Origin of the sequence: Pseudoruegeria sp. SHC-113, assembly GCF_025376885.1 — a bacterium.
Lineage (GTDB): Bacteria > Pseudomonadota > Alphaproteobacteria > Rhodobacterales > Rhodobacteraceae > Pseudoruegeria.
The window spans coordinates 986,493-1,005,391 of record NZ_JAHUBR010000001.1; the positions used below are offsets into that span (position 1 = coordinate 986,493).

An 18,899-nucleotide genomic window follows, 5' to 3' on the forward strand; every position below is an offset into this window, starting at 1 on the left:
CCGTGGCAGGGCGCGCTTTCTGGCCTACTTCACCGCCCCGGCGGTGAGGCCGGATTGGAACTGCCGCGTCATCAGCAGGTAGGCTACGACGACGGGCAGGGTCGAGATCACCACCGAGGCAAAGACCAAGCCCCATTCGGTGGAATAGGCCCCGATGAAACTGACGATCCCAACGGGCATCGTCTGGGCTTCGGGCTTGAAGGCGATGATCAGCGGGATGAAGAACTCGTTCCACATCCAGACCCCGTTCAGGATCGCCACCGAGACGAGGCCCGGCTTCATCAGCGGCATCACCACGCGCCAAAAGATCTGCCATTCGGTGGCGCCGTCCATCCGGGCAGCATGGATCAGATCGCGCGGCAGGGCGGCGGCGATGGGCGTCAGCACCAGCACGCCCAGCGGCAGGCCCATGGCGATATAGGGGAAGATCAGCGCCAGCAGCGTGCCGAAGAAGCCAAGGGCCTTGAGCAGGATGAACAGCGGCAGGATGATCGCATGCACCGGGATCAGCAGGCCCGACACGAAGAGCGAATAGAGCGGCAGCGCGAATTTCTTCTCTTTGCGGCTGATGCCATAGGCGATCATCGTGGCCAGCACCGTGGAGCAGATCACCGAAACGGATGTGACGATGATCGTGTTCGGCAGCGTGATCGAGATATGGGCATCCGTCCAGGCGCGGGCGTAGTTGTCAAAGGCCCAGCTCTTCGGCATGCCGAAGGGGTTCATGAAGAACTCCGGCACCGTCTTGAAGCTGGCGATCACCATGAAGAACAACGGCCCCAGCACCCAGGCGCAGGCGATCAGCAGCACCGAGGTGCGCATGGCCTTGCCAAGGAAGCGCTTCAGCGGTCCGGCGCTGTGGGTCAGCGGCGCGGCGGCAGGGCGGGAGGTGGCGGTTGCGGTATAGGTCATTGCTCGATCTCCCGGCTGCGCAGGATGCGGATGAGGCCCCAGCAGATCGCCGCCATCACCACCAGAACGAGGATGGAGATCGCCACGCCGAAGGCAAAGCGGACTTCCGCCGACGAGAAGGCGGAGCCGCCGAAGGCGGTGCGGTAGATCAGCGTGCCCAGCACGTCTGTCGCGAAGTTTGGCGCGCCTAAGGGGCCGGTCAGCACGTAGACGACGTCAAAGGTGCGGAAGGTGCCGATGAAGGTGAGCACGGTGAGGGCTGTGAAGGCGGGCGAAAGCTGCGGAAACACCACGCGCCAGAACACCTGACGGCTGTTCGCGCCGTCCATCTCGGCGGCCTGTTTCAGCTCTTCGGGCACATTCTGCAGGCTCGAAAGGTAAATGATGATCGACCAGCCAAGGCTGTTCCACGCGATCACCATGATGATCGTGGGCAGCGCGGTGGCAGGGTTGGAGAGCCATTGCTCGGCCAGAAAGCCCAGCCCGATCGCCTTCAGCATCGGGTTGATGAGGCCGATATTGGCGGAAAGCATCAGCGTCCAGACAAAGCCGGTTGCCACCAGCGACATGATCACCGGCAGGAACAGCACCGTGCGGTAGACTTCCATGAAACGCGGGCGTTCGTTCAGCAGCACCGCGATGTAGAGCCCCACCGTGTGCTGGAAGACGAGGATCACCACGAAGATGATCGCATTGTGCCAGGCGGCGCGCCAGAAGGGCGCATGCATCAGGATCTCGACGTAATTGGCGAGGCCGATGAAGCTGTACTCATTGCCCAGCCCCGTCCAGTCGGTGAGCGAGATGGCGACGGCGAAGCCGAGCGGAAACAGCATCACGGCGGCGAAGAACAGGAAGCCCGGCAGCACGAACCAGAGGTGTCCGTAGGTGCGGGCGAAGGCCGAGGGTGGCTTTGGCGGGCGGGGGGTGGCGGCGTGCGACATCTGGCTATTCCTTGCGCGCAGGGCGCAATCGGGCAGGGAAAAGGGAAACAGCGGCCCCTTATTAGGAGGCCGCCGTGGCTGTGCTTGCGATCAGCTGCCGGAGGGCTGCACGGCCTCTTGCAGGCGGGCGGCGAACTCTTCAGGCGTGATTTCGCCAAGGAAGAGCGCGCCGACGTTCTGCTGCGCGGCCGAGAAGACAGCGCCGGTCTCAGGCAGCTCGTAGAACACGCGCACGTCGTTGGAGAGCGCGGCCTCGATCATCTCCTTGATGACGCGGTTCTCGGACGGCACGACGCCTTTCGTGGTGGAGAGCGTGATCGTGTCCACCACCATCTGCGCGGCCTCGGTGCCCATCATCCACTGCAGGAACTGTTTGGCTTCTTCCGGGTGCTCGGACTGGCTGTTGATGGCGTAGACATATTCCATCCCCGTCACCGTGGCCGGTGTGCCGCCTTCAACGGCGGGGAAGGGCACCACGCCCAGATCGACGGCCGGGTTGATCTCCTGATAGCCGGCGTAATCGGCCGAGCCACCGGGCATCATCGCGCCCTGACCAAGGGCGGCGAGCGCCTTGCCTTCCACGTAGGGCGTGGAGAGCGCGCCGTCCTGCATGCAGGGGTAGATGTCCTGCAGGAACTGGGCGGCGGCCACCAGATCCGGGTCGGTGAACTTGCGCTCACCGGCGCGCAGCTGCTCGTAGCCTTCCGCGCCCATCACCGAGGAGGCCATCATCATGTAGAGGAAGCTCGGCACGATGCCGTCCTGCGCGGGCACGACGAGCGGGGTGATGCCGCGCTCTTTCAGGGTGGCGCAGACCTCCATGAACTCGGACTGCGTGGAGGGCGGGGTCAGGCCCTGCTCTTCAAAGATGTTGCGGTGGTAATAGAGGCCCACCGTATAGGCGCCCATGATCGGGGCGGCGTAGTTCTTGTCGCCGTTGGTGATCGCGTCGCGGCCTGCATCGGTGAGGCCGGAGTAATCCAGCGCGCCGGTCAGATCCGTCAGGTAGCCTGCAGCGGCGGCGGCGTCGATCTCGGGTCCGGCGGGCAGGCCGAAGAGATCGGGCGCTTCACCGGCGGCCAGCGCGGTGTTCAGGCGGGCGGAGTAGTTGGTGCCCGCGATTTCCTCCAGCTCGATCTTGATGCCGGGGTTGGCTTCTTCGAACTTGTCCAGGATCGCCTGCGCGCGGTCTTTCCACTCCGGGTGGTTGTGCCACATCGTGAGTGTCACATCCCCGGCAAGCGCGCCGGCGGCTGTCAGGGCAAGGGACGAGGCCAGAAGGCCCGTTTTAAGCAGCGATTTCATTCTCTCCTCCGTGTGTTGAAATCGTATGGTTTTTGGTCTTTCGGGCCGGAGCCGGCGGGCCTGTCCGCCTCCGGGTCTTTTCTTAAGGATCCGGGCCTAGAGCGCCTCGCCCGTGACTGGATCGAAGAAATGCAGGTAGGTGCAGGAGACGGCGACGCGCACATCACTGCCTGCGTGGGCCTTGGAGCGTGCGCCAAAGCGGCAGATGCAATTGGCCTCGGCCTCGCCTGCGGCTTCGAAACTCACGTGATCGAGGCCTTCCTCGTTCTCCTCGCCATCGCGCACCGGGGCCACCGGCAGGGCGACATGGGCCATGTGATCGGAGCCCAGCGATTCAACCAGCCGCAGCGGCACATCAAGGCATTGATCCGCCGGATGATCCTTGGCGAGGCTTGCGTCCTCGATGTCTTCCGGGCGGATGCCAAAGATCACCTCGCGGCCCGCGAAGCTTTCGGCCTTCGGGTAGCGGGCGAGGGCCTCTGCGGGCACCGCAAGGCGCTGGCTGCCGATCTGCAGCGCAAGCCCGCCTTCGGCGGCCACCAGCGGCGCGCGGAAGAGGTTCATCGCGGGCGAGCCGATGAAACTGGCCACAAAGGTGTTGGCGGGCTGGTGATAGAGCACATCCGGCGCGCCGACCTGCTGCAGCACCCCATCGCGCATCAGCGCCACACGGTCGCCCATCGTCATGGCTTCCACCTGATCGTGGGTTACGTAGATCGTTGTCACGTTCAGCCGTCGCTGGATCTGGGCGATCTCGGAGCGCATCTGCACCCGCAGCTTGGCATCGAGGTTGGAGAGAGGCTCGTCCATCAGGAAGACAGAGGGCCGCCGGATGATCGCCCGCCCCATGGCGACGCGCTGGCGCTGCCCGCCCGAAAGCCGCCCCGGCTTGCGCTTGAGGTAGGGCTCAAGCTGCAGGATCTTGGCGACCTCGGCGACGCGGCGGTCGATCTCGGCTTTCGGCGCTTTGGCGATCTGCAGCGGGAAGGCGATGTTGTCGTAGACGGAGAGGTGGGGGTAGAGCGCGTAGCTCTGGAACACCATGGCGATGTCGCGGTCGCGCGAGGCGAAATCATTCACCACCTGATCGCCGATGCGGATGGTGCCCTCGCTGGCCTCTTCCAGCCCCGCGACGATCTTGAGCGCGGTGGATTTGCCGCAGCCCGACGGGCCGACGAGCACGAGAAACTCGCCATCCTCGATCTCCAGATCCAGGTTGCTCAGCGCCTGCAGATCGCTGCCGGCATAGCTCTTGCCCAGGTGTGAAAGCGTTACTGTTGCCACGAAGGCCTCCCCCAAAATTCTGCGCGCGAGTCAGCCCAAGGGCCGGGCCCGCTGCCCCGCGATCCGGCCCCTCTGCCGGATGTCTTCTCTATAATTGCGCGCATTGGTAGCTGTGGGTCAACAGTTAATGTAATGAACGTATCAAAATAATATACTAAATGGCCAGATCGTCCAAATCGCACCGCTCCGAGTACGCTGTGCGGGTGGCGTGAGCCCTACGAAGAGCGCGAATCAAGCAGGGGAAATGACAAATGGCCGCGCTTTCGGGGCGCGGCCGTTCGTGAAAAGGTAGGTCGGTGTCAGCCCTCGCGGATCTCGCCTGTCCAGGCGGTGCGGTCGATGTCGAGATCGGGGTAATCCGCCGGCTGCAGCACCGGGCGATCCACCCCGGCGGCCAGCTGGCTGCGGAAATCGGTGAGCAACCGCAGGCAGGTGGGCAGCAGCATCATGATCACCACGAGGTTCACCACCGCAAGCACCCCCATTAGCGGATCGGAGAAGAAGAAAACCGCCGTCGCCCCTGGGGCCGTGGCGCCGAGGAAGACGATGCCAATGATCACCACGCGCAAGATATTGCGTGCGATGGGGGCTTCGGTGATCACGGTGAGCGCGTTCTCTCCGAGGTAGTAGTTGTAGATGATCGAGGAGAAGGCAAAGAGCAGGATCATGAGCGAAAGCGCGTATTGCGCCCATGTGCCGAGGTGGAACACCAGCGATTGCTGGGTCAGAGCGATGCCGTCGATCGCTTCCGCGCCGGGCTGGTAGATGCCGCCCAGCAGGACGATCATCGCGGTGCAGGTGCAGATGAAGATCGTGTCGATGAAGACAGAAAGGCTCTGCGTGATGCCCTGGCTGATCGGGTGGCGCACATCCGCCGTCGCCGCCACGTTGGGGGCGGAGCCAAGGCCCGCCTCGTTGGAAAACAGCCCGCGCTGCAAGCCTTGAGAGAGCGCCGCGCCCATGCCGCCCGCCACTGCCTCGCGGAAGCCAAAGGCATTGGCGACGATGTCCACCAGCACGCCCGGCACAGCGGTGATGTTGAAGAGGATGATCAGGAGCGCCATGGCGATGTAGCCAAGCGCCATCACGGGCACCACCACATCGGCGACCTTGGCGATCCGGTGGATGCCGCCAAAGACGATGAAGCCCGCGATCACAGAAAGTAGCGCGCCGGTCACGGTGCGGCTCACGCCCATGCTGTCCTGCATTGCTCCGGCCACGGTGTTGCCCTGAAAGGCGTTAAAGCCAACGCCGAAGGCGGCGATCAGGCAGACGGCATAGACGATGGCGAGCCAGCGGTACTGCATGCCAAGCCCGTGCAGGATCGCGCGCGCCGGGCCGCCGCGGAAGGTGCCGTCCGGTTGGCGTTGTTTGAAGAGCTGCGCAAGGGAGCATTCCACGAGGCTCGTGGCCATGCCGACAAGCGCAATCGCCCACATCCAGAACACCGCGCCGGGCCCGCCCACGGTGATTGCAACAGCGACACCGGCGATATTGCCGCCGCCCACGCGGCCGCCCACGCTGATCAGCAGCGCCTCGCGCGCGGAAATCGCATCCGGGTCGGCGGATTGGTTCTTGCCTGAAAGCACCCGGAACATCCGCTTGAAGAAACGGATCTGCACGAAGCCGGTGAGCATCGTGATGAAGCCGCCGAAGACAACCAGAAGCGGAATCAGCGCCCAGCCCCATGTCAGATCGCCGATGACGCCGAAAAACGTTTCAAGCAGGCCCATACCTGTCTCCCTGTCCCTGATGCGCCGTCATAAGCGCGGCACCCTGCGGCGCACTCTGCCGCAAGGTCAGGGAAGGGAATAGGAAAATCTGGCCCCAAGACGCGGGCGGTCAGCCCGCGATCTCGATCCGCTGGCCGCTATCGGCCTCGAAAAAATGCAGCGCATGGGCGGGCAGGGTGACGCTGAGCGCATCGCCAGCGGCCACACGGGCGCGGGCGGGCAGGCGGATGGTGACGGTCGTCTCGCCCAGCTTGGCCTCGGCGAAGGTGTCACCGCCGGTGCGCTCGATGCGCTCCACGATGAGCGGGGCCGAGAAGCTGCTCGCGCCCTCGCGCAGTTCGGCATCCTCAGGCCGGAAGCCGAATTGCACCGGGCCTTCGGGCAGAGCGGCGTCAATCGCAAGGCTGTGGTCGCCGAAGGACAGCAGGCTGCCAGCCCCCTCGCGGCGGCAGGTGGCGGGCACGATGTTCATCGGCGGGTTGCCCATGAAGCGGGCTACGAAGGTGTTGGCCGGGGTGAAATAGATCTCGTCCGGCGTGCCGAACTGCTGCACGTAGCCCGCGTGCATCACGCAGATCTTGGTGGCGAGCGTCATGGCTTCGATCTGGTCGTGCGTCACGTAAACAACCGAGGCATTCACCGTTTCATGCAGGCGGCGGATCTCGGCGCGCATTTCCACACGCAGCTTGGCGTCAAGGTTGGAGAGCGGCTCGTCAAAGAGGAAGAGCTTGGGATCGCGCACCAGCGCGCGGCCCATGGCAACCCGCTGGCGCTGCCCGCCGGACAGTTCGCTGGGCTTGCGTTCCAGAAGCGGTTCGATCTGCAGCACGGCCGCAACGCGGGCCAGCGCTTCGGCCTGCTCGGCCTTGGAAATACCGCGCACCTTCATACCGAAGGTGATGTTTTCGCCCACCGTCATCGTCGGGTAGAGCGCATAGGACTGGAACACCATGGCGATGTCCCGGTCGCGCGGCGGCACATCGCCCATGTCGGCCTCGCCGATGCGCAAGCTCCCCGAGGTGATTTCCTCCAGCCCGGCGATGCAGTTCAGCAGGGTGGACTTGCCGCAGCCCGAGGGCCCCAGCAGCACGAGGAAATCGCCGGGCAGCATGGAGAGGGTGATGTCGTGCAGCACCTCCACGTCGCCGTAGCTTTTCTTGAGGTTTTCGAGGCTGAGCACGGGGCTTGTCGTGGTTTTCATCGGATCATTCCTGCGGAGCGGCCGAGGTGGAGGCGCGAACGATCAACTCCACGGGGGCGGTTTTCTGTTGGGTGTCGACCTTGGCGCCATTGCCGAGCGCCACGAGCATGCGGGCGATCTCCTGCCCGGCTTCGCGGATCGGGGCGCGGGTGACGGTGAGCGGGACGGAGAAGTTCTCTGTTTTCATCGAGGACAGCCCGTCATCGTGGGAGATGACGGAGACATCGCGGCCCATCTCCAGCCCCTCTTCGCGCAGGCGACGGGTGAGGCCGAGGGTCTGCAGCGTGGAGGAGCAGAGGATCGCCGTGGGGGGCTCGCTGCCGGCGAAAAGCTGGCGGGTGAGCGCATAGCCCTCATCCTCGCTCATGGTGGCGTGGTGGATGAGGCGCGGCTCGGTCTGCAGGCTCTTCTCGGCGAAGGCTTTCTTGAAGCCGTCCAGCCGCTGGCGGGCAAACATCGTATCCGTGGGGCCATTGATCAGGGCAATGCGCCGGTGGCCGAGGTTCAGCAGCAGGCGCGTGGCGTCGTGGAAGGCGCGCTCATTGGCGATATCGTAGAAGGCGTAGGGCGCATCGGCCTCTGTCTGGCCGTGGACGACGAAGGGGAAGGCCATCTCGGTCAACGCGGCGACGCGGGCGTCTTTTACCTTGGGCGCGGAGATCACGAAGCCATCCACCTTGCCGGTGGAGGCGTAGCGCCGGTAGGTGGCGAGCCCTTCGGCGGAGGTGAGCATCACGTCCAGATCCTGCGCGGCGAGCTCCTGCGTGAAACCGGCAAGAAAATCCACGAAGTGCGGATCGTTCAGCAGATCGTCGGATTGATCGAGCACCAGACCGTAAGCCCCGGCGCGGCCCGTGGCGAGGCGTCGGGCCGAGGTGTTGGGGCGGTAGTTCAGCTGCCGCGCCGCCTCCTGCACCTTGCGGCGGGTGTCCTGGTTCACGGTGGAATAGCCGTTGAGTGCACGGCTGACCGTGGCCTGAGACAGGCCCAGATGCTCGGCAAGATCCTTGAGATTGGCCACGGCGCTCCTCATCGCTGGCGGGGTGCGCTTACGGGTGTTTATGAAAGCGCTTTAAGTTTGCTTGTACCGCAGGAGCGGGCGTTGGATCAACCAAAACTCTCCTGCAGGCGCTTTTATTCATGTAAATAAGGAAAATGCACCGTGCCGCGATCCGGGCTTGACAGAATCGCCCGACCTGAAATTATAGAAAGCGCTTTCAATAACCCGCCGCACACCGGAGAATCACATGACGTCGCCTCTTTCCCTTCCCGCAAACGGACAGCTGGCCGGCGATGCCGATTGGTGGCGTGGCGCGGTGATTTACCAGATCTACCCGCGCTCCTTTCAGGATGACAACGGCGATGGCATCGGCGATCTGGCGGGCATCACCCGCCGCCTCGATCACATCGCAAGCTTGGGCGCGGACGCGATCTGGCTTTCGCCCTTCTTCACCTCGCCCATGAAGGACATGGGCTATGACGTGTCCGATTACTGCGACGTGGATCCATCCTTCGGCACGCTCGCCGATTTCGACGCGCTGGTGGCCAAGGCCCACGGGCTGGGCCTGCGCGTGATGATCGATCAGGTGCTCTCGCACACGTCTGATCAGCACCCGTGGTTCGAGGAAAGCCGCCAATCCCGCGAGGGCGACAAGGCCGATTGGTACGTCTGGGCCGATGCGCAGGCCGATGGCACCCCGCCGACGAACTGGCAGTCCGTTTTCGGCGGTGCCGCCTGGACGTGGGATGCCCGCCGCAAGCAATACTACCTGCACAACTTCCTGTCCTCGCAGCCGGATCTGAACTTCCACTGTGTCGCTGTGCAGGATGCGCTGCTCGATACCGTGCGTTTCTGGCTGGATCGCGGTGTGGATGGTTTCCGGCTTGATACCGTGAACTTCTATTTCCACGATCAGGATCTGCGCAACAACCCGCCCGCCGGCGGCGCAGGCAATGACGTGCCCGATATCAACCCCTACGGCTATCAGGATCACGTCTATGACAAGACGCGGCCCGAAAACATCGGCTTCCTGAAGCGCTTCCGCGCGCTGCTCGATCAGTTCCCCGGCACCGCTGCCGTGGGCGAAGTGGGCGATGGCGAGCGCAGCCTGCAGACGATGGCGGAATACACTGCCGACGGCGACCGGCTGCAGATGTGCTACTCCTTCGACATGCTGGGCCCGGATTTCTCCAAAGAGCACTTCCGCGGCTGCATCGAGAAATTCGAAGCCGCCAGCGAGGAATTCAGCCAGGGCAATTCCTGGCCGTGCTGGGCCTTCTCCAACCACGATGTGAACCGCCACATGAGCCGCTGGGCCCATCACGCGGAAGATCAAGCCGCACTGGCCAAGCTCGCAGGCGGCCTGCTGATGAGCCTGAAAGGTTCGATCTGCCTCTATCAGGGCGAGGAACTGGGCCTCATCGAGGCCGAGCTGCAATTCGAGGATCTGACGGACCCTTACGGCATCACCTTCTGGCCCGAGTTCAAGGGCCGCGACGGCTGCCGCACGCCGATGGTCTGGGATCACGCCGCGCCCAACGCGGGCTTCTCCGCCGCCAACAAGACATGGCTGCCGGTGACCCCGCCCCATGCCGCCGTCGCGGTGGACACGCAGGCCGGGCTTGAGCTGTCGATCCTTGAGCACTACCGCGCCTTCCTCTCGATGCGCAAAACCCGCGCCTCGCTGATCAAAGGCGACATCGCATTCCTCGATTGGGAGGGCGGTCTCGCCTTCCTGCGCCGCTACGAGGGCGAAACCACGCTCTGCGTCTTCAATCTGACGAAAGAGCCGGTGCGGTTCGCGCTGCCCGAAGGCCATATCACGCCGCTGTTCGGTGCCGTTTCCGGTGCCGCGGCCAGTCTGGAAGGCTTCGGCCTTCTGATCGCAGACATTTCGTAACACCAAGCAAAACCCCCGGGAGGAGAAAAATGGTGAACAAACTCAAAGGCACGCTGTCGCTGGTGGCCCTGCTGGCCGCAACGCCGGCCGTCGCGCTGGAAGAAGGCAAGCTGATCATCTGGATCAACGGTGACAAAGGCTACAACGGCCTTCAGGCCGTGGGCGACAAATTCGCCGAGGAGCTGGGCGTTGAAGTCGTTGTCGAGCACCCCGAGAGCGTGACCGATAAGTTCCAGCAGGCTGCCGCCAACGGGCAAGGCCCCGATATCTTCATTTGGGCACATGACCGTTTCGGCGAATGGGCCGCAGGCGGCCTGATCTCCCCGGTGGAGCCCTCCGAGGCCGTGAAGGCCAACACCTTCGATTTCACCTGGGACGCGGTGAGCTTTGACGGCAAGGTCTGGGGTTACCCAGTGGCCGTGGAAGCCGTTGGCCTGATCTACAACAAGGATCTGATCGACACGCCCCCCGCCACCATGGAAGAGATCGCCGATCTCAAGATCGACGGCGTGACCGCCCCGATCATGTGGGACTACAATAACACCTACTTCTCCTTCCCGCTGCTGATGGCTGGCGGTGGCTTCGCCTTCGAGAAGGTGGACGGCAACTATGACGCCTCCACCACCGGTGTGGCCAATGCGGGCTCCGTGGCCGGCGCATCCGTGATCAAATCCCTGATCGACGGTGGCGTGATGCCGAAGGGCGTGGACTACGGCGTGATGGATGCCGCGATCAACAAGGGCGAAACCGCCATGGTGATCAACGGCCCCTGGGCGTGGTCCAACCTCAAGCAATCCGGCGTGAACTTCGGCGTGGCGCCGATCCCGTCGGTGGCCGGTGAGCCCTCCAAGGCCTTCGTCGGCGTTCTGGCCGCAACGGTGAACGCCTCGAGCCCGAACAAAGACATCGCTGTCGAGTTCATCGAGAACTACCTGCTGACCGATGAGGGGCTCGACTCCGTGAACTCCGACGTGCCGCTGGGCGCTGTGGCCTCCGTCTCCTTCGCCGAGAAAGTGGGCAACGACCCGCTGATCGCCGCGACGCTGGAAAACGCCCGCACCGGCGTGCCGATGCCCTCCATCCCGGCGATGGGCAAGTTCTGGTCCGCCATGGAGCCGGCGCTGAAAGCCATCACCGGCGGCCAGTCCTCCGTTGAGGAAGCGCTGGGCGCGGCAGAGACCCGCATCCTCGCCGACTAAACCGATCTGAAACGGGCGGCGCGTATGGGCCGCCCGTTTTGCATATTGCCGAGGGAGGAGCCCCGCATGGCCATGAGCGACACAGTTTCCGCCGCCCCGATGACAGGCGCGCGTTTTGGCCGGTTGATCCGCTTCGCCGGGCTTGGCGCGATTGCCGTGGCCTTCCTCTACGTGATCTGGGGCCTCTATATGGCGGCTCAGCCGGTCTACGCGGTGCTGACCTTCGCGCTCGGCGCGGCGATCGTGATCCTCTACGGCTGGTCGCGCTTCTACACTTGGCGCTTCGTCTTTCCCGGCGTCGCGGCCGTGGCCGTGTTCATCGTGCTGCCGGTGATCTACACCTCCGCCATCGGCTTCACCAATTTCTCTGCCACCAACCTTCTGACGCTGGACCGCGTGCAGGCCTACCACCTGCAGACGCTGGTGAAAGAAGAGGGCAGCAAGCGCCCCTTCGCACTGACCACCGAAGGCGAGATCTACTTCCCGGCCGAGGGCGACCGCCCGGCGCTGATCACCCCGCCGCTTGGCGCGGCTGAACCGCTTCTGGCCGAGCCCGCGCTCGTGGCACCGGAGACCGAAGCGCTGAAGGCCGTGATGGCCAACCGCGACGCGCTTCAGGCCGCTTCCGTGCAAACGCCGGACGGCCAGATCCTGACGATGGACGGGCTGCGCGCTTTCTCGGCCTCGGCCCCCTTCTACACGCTGCTGCCCGATGGGGTTCTCGTCGGAGCCGATGGCACCCGCCTGATCCCGAACCAAGAGATCGGCTTTTACGAAACCGAAGAGGGTGAGAAGGTCACCCCCGGCTGGCGCGTGCCCGTGGGATGGGACAACTTCCGCGACATCGCCCAGAACGAGGGCATCCGCGAGCCGATCTTCCAGATCTTCGTCTGGACCTTCACCTTCGCCTTCCTGTCGATGCTGCTGACCTTCTCCGTCGGCACCGGGCTTGCGGTGATCCTTGAGTGGCCGCATCTGAAAGGCGCTGCGATCTACCGCGTGCTGCTGGTGCTGCCCTACGCCGTGCCGGCCTTCATCTCGATTCTCGTGTTCCGCGGGCTGTTCAACCAGAACTTCGGCGAGATCAACCTGATCCTGAGCCAGCTCTTCGGCATCAAGCCAGACTGGTTCACCGATCCGGCGCTGGCGCGCTCGATGCTGCTGATCGTGAACACATGGCTTGGCTATCCGTACTGGATGCTGCTGATCGCGGGCTACCTGCAGGCGGTGCCCAAGGACCACTACAAGGCCGCTGCGCTGGAGGGGGCCGGGCCGGTGCGCTGCTTCTTCTCGATCACCCTGCCGCAGATCCTGCCGCCCTCGGTGCCGCTTCTGATCGCGAACTTCGCCTTCAACTTCAACAACATCGTGCTGGTGCTGCTGCTGACGCGCGGCGGCCCGGACATCCCCGGCACGCTGCTGCCGGCGGGTTCGACCGATCTGCTGGGCTCCTTCACCTACCAGATGGCGTTCAATGACTCCGGCCAGAACTTCGGCATGGCCGGCGCGATCTCCACGCTGATCTTCGCCGTCACCGGCATCATCGCCTACACCAACTTCCGGGTGATGCAGAAACTCGCCGCCAAGAGGAGTGCGCGCTGATGATCGTTGAACGCAAATCCAACCTGCTGCGCCGCAAGATCCTCGCCCATGGCTGCCTGCTGATCTTCCTCGCACTGATCATGTTCCCGTTTCTGATGGTGCTGTCGATCTCCTTTAGGGAAGGCAACTTTTCGACCGGCGCGCTGTTTCCCGAACGTCCGACGTTGGAGCACTGGGCGCTGGCGCTCGGCTTTGACTACACCCGCGCCGATGGCACCGTGATCACGCCGCCTTACCCGGTGCTGCTGTGGCTCTGGAACTCGATCAAGGTGGGGCTGATTGCCTCGGCCGGGGTGCTCGTGCTCTCCACCACCTCCGCCTATGCCTTCGCGCGGATGCCCTTCAAGGGGCGTCAGGGCGTGCTGGATACGCTGCTGATCGTGCAGATGTTCCCGGCGGCGCTGGCCGTGGTGGCAATCTACGCGATCTTCGACACGCTGGGCCGTGTGGTGCCTTGGCTTGGCGTGGACAGCCACCCGGCGCTGATCCTGAGCTACCTCTCGGCGATCACCCTGCACATCTGGACGATCAAGGGCTACTTTGACTCCGTCGATCCGGCGCTGGACAAGGCCGCCCAGATCGACGGCGCGACGCCGTGGCAGGCCTTCCGCTACATCTTCCTGCCGCTCTCGGTGCCGATTTTGGCGGTCGTCTTCGTGCTGGCCTTCATCTTCTTCATCAACGAATACCCGGTGGCCTCGGTGCTGCTGCGCGAAACCGACAAGATGACCCTCGCCGTGGGCGCGCGGCAGTATCTTTATGAGCAGAAATACCTCTGGGGCGATTTCGCCGCCGCCGCGATCCTGTCGGGGCTGCCGATCACGGTGCTCTTCCTGATCGCACAACGCTTCCTTGTCTCGGGGCTGAGCGATGGGGCTGTGAAGGGGTAGGGCGGAAAACGCCTGCCAGAAAGTGCGAGGCCAGCCCCCGCCCGGGGGGCGGGTCGGGGGCTGGCCGGCTTCGCCGGCTGAAGTCCAAACTTTGAAAATCGCCTTACAGGCTGCTCAGCCTGTGGCGTTCCAGCAGGCTCACGATCATCTCCCGCGCCCGCTCGCGGTGGGCACGGTGCAGAAGCCGCGCGGCCCCGGCATCGCCGCGCCGGATCGCGTCCAGCACCTCGCGGTGATCGTCGTTGGATTGCGTGGGCAGGGGGCGGATGTACAGCGTGCTCGCCTTCGCGCGCCGCACCTGATCGCCCATCATCCCCACAATCGCCGCCGCCCGCGCGTTGCCGCCAAGGCGCACCAGCTCGCTGTGAAACAGATCATCCGCCGCCGCCCAGGCCTCGCGATCTTCCGCCGCCAGAGCCGCGTCCATATCGGCAATCGCGGCCTCAAGCTGCACCAGATCATCCGCGCCCGGCTTGCTCAGCGCCGCGCGTTCGGCGGCGAGGCTTTCAAGCTCGGTCAGGATCTCGTAGATCTCGCGCATGTCCTCGGGCGACACGGGGAGGATCCGCACGCCCTTACGGGGCCGCATCTCCAGCAGGCCCTGGCTTTCCAGCGTCAGCGCCGCTTCCCGTACCGGGGTGCGCGACATGCCCAGCCTCTCGGCCAGCTCGCTTTCCAGATGATCGGAGCCGCCAGAGAGCTCGCCAGTAAAAATCATGCGCCGCAGTTCCTGCAGCGCACGCTGGGTGTTGGACAGGGATTTTACCGGCTGAACCGCCACGCTCACTCCAATCGTATCTTTGCCTGCGCATCAGCCGATGCGTAGATCGCGTCCTCTATCTGGATCACTTTAAGATAGTCTTGGGCGGTGTTTTCAAGAGGCGATCCCTCACGGATCCCGGCTATGACGTGCGCTTGCAACGCATGGACGCAATCTCCGCCGAAGCCCTCCCAGCCGTCGGGCGGCAGGATTTCCTCGGTTTCGAGCCCGCCGAAGGGGCGCAGATGGACGGAGCCATCCCCCAGCAATGTGAGCGTGCCCTCGGTGCCTTCAAACCACGCCTCGCCCATGGTGCGGCGGTGGTTGTCGGCGGCGTGATCGAGGCTGCGGTTGCCGTCAAACAGCGCGCGAACACCGTTTGGGTGGTCAAACAGGATGTAGCCCGCATCCTCGCCCGCAATCACCGGGTTCACCTTGCGCAGATCGGCATAGACCCCTTCCGGATCGCCCATCAGGTAGCGGAAGGTATCGACCCAGTGAACGGCCGTTTCATGCACGAGGAAGCGCTCCATCTGCTGGAAATAGGGCTGCCGGTCCAGATAGGCGCGGGGGCCCTGGCCATCGCCGGGGCGCAGGCGGAAGGTGGCCTGCTGAAGCGTGCCGATGCGGCCCGCCTCAAGCGCGCCCTTGATGGCGCGATACCACGGCTGGAAGCGGAAGTTCTCATGCACGACGATGGTCGCGCCCGCCGCCTCGGCCTCGGCACAAATGGCCTGCGCTTCCGCCAGATCCTTGCAGAAGGGCTTCTGGCAGATCATCCATTTCACCCCGCAGTCAAGCGCGGTGCGGATCGCCTGCGCATGGGCCACGGGGGGCAGGATGATGTCCAGCAGGTCGGGCTTTTCACTCTCCAGCATCAGGCGCAGATCATCATAGGCGGGCAGGCCGGTGGCCTGCGCCTTGGTGATGTCGCGGTTGCAGGAGGCCACCGGAACGGCGCCGGGCATCCGTGCCCAGCTGCCGTAGTGGAACTGGCTGAAATACCCCGCGCCGAGGCAGGCCACGCGCACGTCCTTCATGGGGCTCATGCCACGAAGAGCGTGTCGAGCACGGCCGAAGCGGCCTCTTTGGTGCCGGCCTTGCCGCCCAGATCGCGGGTCAGAACCTCGCCGCGGGCCACCACGTCTTCCACCGCTTCGCGCAGGCGGTTGCCGTCGGCGATCATGGCGGGCACGTCGTGCTGGATGCCGAGCCAATCGAGCATCATGGCTGCCGAAAGAATCATCGCCAGCGGGTTGGCCACGCCTTGCCCGGCGATATCCGGCGCGGAGCCGTGGCAGGGTTGGAAGACAGCGTGCTCAAGGCCGATGTCAGCCGAGGGGGCAAGGCCGAGGCCGCCCATCAGGCCCGCGCCCAGATCGGAGAGGATGTCGCCGAACATGTTCTCGGTGACCATCACGTCAAATTCCCAGGGCTTCTGCACCATCCAGAGCGCGGTGGCGTCCACATAGGCGTGATCGGCCTTCAGATCCGGGTGGTTCGCGGCTTCGGCGTCAAAGAGCGAGCGGAAATAGGCGAAGGCGCGGAAGACGTTGGCCTTGTCCACGCAGGTGACCCGGCCCTTGCCGCGCCCTTGCGCCTTGCGGGCGGCAGCGAGCTCAAAAGTGAAGCGGAAGAGCTTCTCGGAAATGTCGCGCGTGATCAGCAGGGTTTCGCGGGCTTCGTTCTCGCTCACCTCGCCCTTGCCTTGGGTGAAAAACAGCCCTTCCGTGCTTTCGCGGATCAGCACGAAATCGATCTCCTTGCCTTCGGGCAGGGCGAGCGGCGTGCGCTGGCCGGCTTTCACCGTAACAGGGCGCACCCCGGCAAAGAGCGTGAGCGCCTTGCGCAGATCGATCTGCGGCGAGATCTCGGTGCCGTCCGGGTAACGCACATCGGGCAGGCCCATGGCGGAAAGCAGGATCGCATCGGCGCGTTTGGCCGTTTCCATCGAACTGGCCGGGAATGATTCGCCGGTCTTGGCGTAATGCGCCGCGCCTGCCGGGACGTCGGTGAATGTCAGCGCATAGTCCGGGGAGGCCTCGGCCATCCGTTTCAGAATCTCCACCGTAGGTGCCGTGATCTCCGGCCCGATTCCATCGCCTTCAAAAACCGCGATCTCAAACGTCTTCGTCATGTGTGCTCCCGCCTTCATCTCGACCTGAATTGCATATCTTGCAGATTTTTCCATCTGAAAGTTGACAGCGCATGAATTAATGCATACGCAAAAAAATGCAATACGAAATGCACATGCAGGGAGGAATATCAGTCATGCGCACTCACCTCACCAAACTTGCCGCCGTTGCGGCCCTCGCCCTCGGCGCGACCGGCGCTGTGGAAGCTCAGCAATACCCCTACCGTGACATCACCACGGCCGTTGTCTGGGGCGCCGGTGGCGGCACCGACACGATCAACCGGATGATCATGGCGGAAATGGAGAAGCACCTGCCAGTGTCGATCAACGTGATCAACCAGACCGGCGGCGTGGCCGGCTCCAACGGCATGGTCTACGTGATGAACCAGCCCGATGACGGCTACACGCTGGTGGGCCTGTCCGAATCCAACGTCACCGCGGCCGTGCAGGGCGGCTGGGACAAGAAATTCGACTACTGGTACCCCTTCATCGTCGGCGGCTCGCCCGACCTGATCTCGGTTCCCGCAAACAGCCCCTACAGCACGCTGCAGGAACTGGTTGACGCTGCCAAGGCCGCTCCGGGCACCATCCCGGCGGCTGCCTCCGGTGCTGGCTCCATCCACCACCTGAACCTGCTCGCCATCGAGCAAGGCGCGGGCGCAACCTTCAAATTCGTGCCCTACAAAGGTTCCGCCCCCGGCCAGGAAGCCGCGATTGCCGGTGAGGTTGCCCTCGTCGTGACCTCGCTCGCCGAGCAGGCCGCGCTGATCGAAGGTGGCCAGCTGAAGCCGCTCGCCATGCTGACCCCGGAAACCGCCGACATCGCCGGCATGACGATCCCGTCCGCTTTCGACATCTACGAAGGGCTCGACAAATACCTGCCGCTGAAACAGGCGATCGGTTTTGCCGTGCACAACTCCGCCAGCGACGAGGTGAAAGCCGCCCTTGGCGAAGCCTTTGAGAAGGCCATCGCGGGCGACACCGTGGCCGAATGGGCTGCTGCCAACAACTACGACGTGGGCGGCCAGTACGGCGAAGAAGCACAGGCGCTCTTCTCCACGCTGGAAAGCACCTTCGCCTACACGCTGAAAGAGCTCGGCGCCACCACGGTGGACCCGGAAAGCCTCGGCATCGCGAAGCCCTAAGGCCAGAGACCGGGCCCGGTTTCGGGCCCGCTACAGGCCCGCTACAGGCAAGAAAAACAGGGGGTGCAGCCCGTCTGCGCCCCCTGACCTGACACCAGATCCGGCCACCACCAAGCCCACCACCAAGCAGGAGATCCCCCTTGGCCCCGCAACAGGATGAAACCGCCGTGCTGCGCGCACGGGATTTCTGGGCGTCGCTCGCGCTGATCGCGCTGTCGCTCTTCTTCCTCTGGAAAACCTCAGCCATTCCGTTGTTCGGCGAGAACCGCGCAGGCGTGAGCGGGGCGGACTGGTACACCTCCGCCGCGCTGGTGCCGCTGGGCATTTTTGGCGGGCTCTTCGTGCTGGCCTGCATCCTGCTGAGCATTGCCATCCGCTCCGGCGGCGCGGCCCACGCGCTCTCGGCCGTAGGCATCGGCTGGGACCGTGCGGAGGCGCAGCGCTTCGGCACCATTGCCGTGATGCTCTTCTTCTACATCGCGGGCCTTGTGCCGCGCGTGGATTTCATCATCGCTAGCGGCCTGCTGATTACGGCGATGATCTTCGGCTACCACGGTGGCCATGCCCGCCGCGCGCTGCTCTCGGCTGCCGTGGTGGCGCTGGCCGGGGCCTATGCGCTGATCGCCCACGGCCCGCAAGCCGAGTGGAACGCCCATTCCGACGATTGGCTCACGCTCTTCTGCTGGATCGGCCTCACCGTGCCGGTGCTGCGCGCCTCCCGGCAGGAACGCGTGCTGCGCATCGTGCCGCTTCTGGCCTTCTTCGCACCTTTCATCCTCGTCTGCGCCATGGCCTTCGGCTTCCGCCAGAACGTCCCGGCGCGGGGCGGGCTCTTCTTCAAGCAGATCGAGTATCACTACTACGTCACCCTGCGCCCGCTGTGGAAAGACTGA

16 protein-coding genes are annotated in these 18,899 nt (G+C 64.4%); 6 read left to right on the plus strand and 10 right to left on the minus strand.

All coding sequences use genetic code 11. The features are described from left to right. Positions 1 to 24 precede the first annotated feature (24 nt). The 7 genes from KVX96_RS04915 to KVX96_RS04945 all read right to left on the minus strand — a co-directional run bounded on the left by KVX96_RS04915 (position 25) and on the right by KVX96_RS04945 (position 8,397). Positions 25 to 912: a carbohydrate ABC transporter permease gene (locus KVX96_RS04915; protein ID WP_261193180.1), complete on the minus strand. Its 888-nt coding sequence runs from the start codon at positions 910 to 912 to the stop codon at positions 25 to 27. Continuing rightward, positions 909 to 1,853 carry a carbohydrate ABC transporter permease gene (locus tag KVX96_RS04920; RefSeq protein WP_261193182.1) on the minus strand — a complete coding sequence of 315 codons (945 nt, stop codon included), beginning with the start codon at positions 1,851 to 1,853 and terminating at the stop codon, positions 909 to 911. The genes KVX96_RS04915 and KVX96_RS04920 overlap by 4 nt, the downstream gene beginning before the upstream one ends. A gap of 90 nt (positions 1,854 to 1,943) precedes the next feature. Beyond that, positions 1,944 to 3,158, minus strand: a complete 1,215-nt coding sequence (locus tag KVX96_RS04925) for an ABC transporter substrate-binding protein (RefSeq protein ID WP_261193184.1) — start codon at positions 3,156 to 3,158, stop codon at positions 1,944 to 1,946. A 96-nt stretch (positions 3,159 to 3,254) separates the two neighbouring features. Then, positions 3,255 to 4,442 carry an ABC transporter ATP-binding protein gene (locus KVX96_RS04930; protein ID WP_261193185.1) on the minus strand — a complete coding sequence of 396 codons (1,188 nt, stop codon included), beginning with the start codon at positions 4,440 to 4,442 and terminating at the stop codon, positions 3,255 to 3,257. A 299-nt stretch (positions 4,443 to 4,741) separates the two neighbouring features. After that, positions 4,742 to 6,175 (minus strand): alanine/glycine:cation symporter family protein, encoded by a 1,434-nt coding sequence (locus KVX96_RS04935; protein WP_261193186.1) that lies wholly within the window; start codon positions 6,173 to 6,175, stop codon positions 4,742 to 4,744. Positions 6,176 to 6,284: 109 nt separating this feature from the next. After that, a complete protein-coding gene (locus tag KVX96_RS04940) occupies positions 6,285 to 7,376 on the minus strand; it encodes an ABC transporter ATP-binding protein (RefSeq protein WP_261193187.1) in 1,092 nt (363 codons plus the stop codon). Between the two features lie 4 nt (positions 7,377 to 7,380). Then, entirely contained in the window at positions 7,381 to 8,397 is a 1,017-nt protein-coding gene (locus KVX96_RS04945; protein WP_261193188.1) for a substrate-binding domain-containing protein, read from the minus strand. Positions 8,398 to 8,623: 226 nt separating this feature from the next. Here KVX96_RS04945 and KVX96_RS04950 point away from each other — a divergent pair, with 226 nt between their 5' ends. From KVX96_RS04950 to malG, 4 genes are all read left to right on the plus strand, one after another. Further along, positions 8,624 to 10,276, plus strand: a complete 1,653-nt coding sequence (locus KVX96_RS04950) for an alpha-glucosidase family protein (RefSeq protein WP_261193189.1) — start codon at positions 8,624 to 8,626, stop codon at positions 10,274 to 10,276. Positions 10,277 to 10,305: 29 nt separating this feature from the next. Continuing rightward, positions 10,306 to 11,475 (plus strand): maltose/maltodextrin ABC transporter substrate-binding protein MalE, encoded by a 1,170-nt coding sequence (gene malE, locus KVX96_RS04955; RefSeq protein WP_261193190.1) that lies wholly within the window; start codon positions 10,306 to 10,308, stop codon positions 11,473 to 11,475. A gap of 72 nt (positions 11,476 to 11,547) precedes the next feature. Continuing rightward, positions 11,548 to 13,077 (plus strand): maltose ABC transporter permease MalF, encoded by a 1,530-nt coding sequence (malF, locus tag KVX96_RS04960; RefSeq protein WP_261193191.1) that lies wholly within the window; start codon positions 11,548 to 11,550, stop codon positions 13,075 to 13,077. After that, on the plus strand, positions 13,077 to 13,967 hold the full coding sequence (gene malG / locus KVX96_RS04965) for a maltose ABC transporter permease MalG (protein WP_261193192.1): 891 nt from the start codon (positions 13,077 to 13,079) through the stop codon (positions 13,965 to 13,967). The genes malF and malG overlap by 1 nt, the downstream gene beginning before the upstream one ends. Before the next feature lie 103 nt (positions 13,968 to 14,070). Here malG and KVX96_RS04970 read toward each other — a convergent pair whose 3' ends face one another. From KVX96_RS04970 to KVX96_RS04980, 3 genes are read right to left on the minus strand one after another with little or no spacing between them, the layout of a single operon-like run. After that, a complete protein-coding gene (locus tag KVX96_RS04970; RefSeq protein WP_261193193.1) occupies positions 14,071 to 14,754 on the minus strand; it encodes a GntR family transcriptional regulator in 684 nt (227 codons plus the stop codon). After that, a complete protein-coding gene (locus KVX96_RS04975; RefSeq protein ID WP_261193194.1) occupies positions 14,751 to 15,776 on the minus strand; it encodes a Gfo/Idh/MocA family protein in 1,026 nt (341 codons plus the stop codon). The genes KVX96_RS04970 and KVX96_RS04975 overlap by 4 nt, the downstream gene beginning before the upstream one ends. Then, on the minus strand, positions 15,773 to 16,864 hold the full coding sequence (locus tag KVX96_RS04980; protein ID WP_261193196.1) for an isocitrate/isopropylmalate dehydrogenase family protein: 1,092 nt from the start codon (positions 16,862 to 16,864) through the stop codon (positions 15,773 to 15,775). Before KVX96_RS04980 ends, KVX96_RS04975 begins: the two co-directional genes overlap by 4 nt. A 134-nt stretch (positions 16,865 to 16,998) precedes the next feature. Here KVX96_RS04980 and KVX96_RS04985 point away from each other — a divergent pair, with 134 nt between their 5' ends. Then, entirely contained in the window at positions 16,999 to 18,006 is a 1,008-nt protein-coding gene (locus KVX96_RS04985) for a Bug family tripartite tricarboxylate transporter substrate binding protein (protein WP_261193197.1), read from the plus strand. A 140-nt stretch (positions 18,007 to 18,146) separates the two neighbouring features. After that, positions 18,147 to 18,899, plus strand: coding sequence for a hypothetical protein (locus KVX96_RS04990; RefSeq protein WP_261193198.1), 753 nt, complete (start codon positions 18,147 to 18,149; stop codon positions 18,897 to 18,899).

What these genes read in the sequence shown, in the direction of transcription:
- KVX96_RS04925 (WP_261193184.1), bottom strand. Translation starts at nt 3,158, where the DNA reads ATGAAATCGCTGCTTAAAACGGGCCTTCTGGCCTCGTCCCTTGCCCTG.
- KVX96_RS04950 (WP_261193189.1), top strand. Translation starts at nt 8,624, where the DNA reads ATGACGTCGCCTCTTTCCCTTCCCGCAAACGGACAGCTGGCCGGCGAT.
- KVX96_RS04940 (WP_261193187.1), bottom strand. Translation starts at nt 7,376, where the DNA reads ATGAAAACCACGACAAGCCCCGTGCTCAGCCTCGAAAACCTCAAGAAA.
- malF (WP_261193191.1), top strand. Translation starts at nt 11,548, where the DNA reads ATGAGCGACACAGTTTCCGCCGCCCCGATGACAGGCGCGCGTTTTGGC.
- KVX96_RS04935 (WP_261193186.1), bottom strand. Translation starts at nt 6,175, where the DNA reads ATGGGCCTGCTTGAAACGTTTTTCGGCGTCATCGGCGATCTGACATGG.
- KVX96_RS04980 (WP_261193196.1), bottom strand. Translation starts at nt 16,864, where the DNA reads ATGACGAAGACGTTTGAGATCGCGGTTTTTGAAGGCGATGGAATCGGG.
- KVX96_RS04975 (WP_261193194.1), bottom strand. Translation starts at nt 15,776, where the DNA reads ATGAGCCCCATGAAGGACGTGCGCGTGGCCTGCCTCGGCGCGGGGTAT.
- KVX96_RS04985 (WP_261193197.1), top strand. Translation starts at nt 16,999, where the DNA reads ATGCGCACTCACCTCACCAAACTTGCCGCCGTTGCGGCCCTCGCCCTC.
- malG (WP_261193192.1), top strand. Translation starts at nt 13,077, where the DNA reads ATGATCGTTGAACGCAAATCCAACCTGCTGCGCCGCAAGATCCTCGCC.
- KVX96_RS04915 (WP_261193180.1), bottom strand. Translation starts at nt 912, where the DNA reads ATGACCTATACCGCAACCGCCACCTCCCGCCCTGCCGCCGCGCCGCTG.
- KVX96_RS04920 (WP_261193182.1), bottom strand. Translation starts at nt 1,853, where the DNA reads ATGTCGCACGCCGCCACCCCCCGCCCGCCAAAGCCACCCTCGGCCTTC.
- malE (WP_261193190.1), top strand. Translation starts at nt 10,306, where the DNA reads ATGGTGAACAAACTCAAAGGCACGCTGTCGCTGGTGGCCCTGCTGGCC.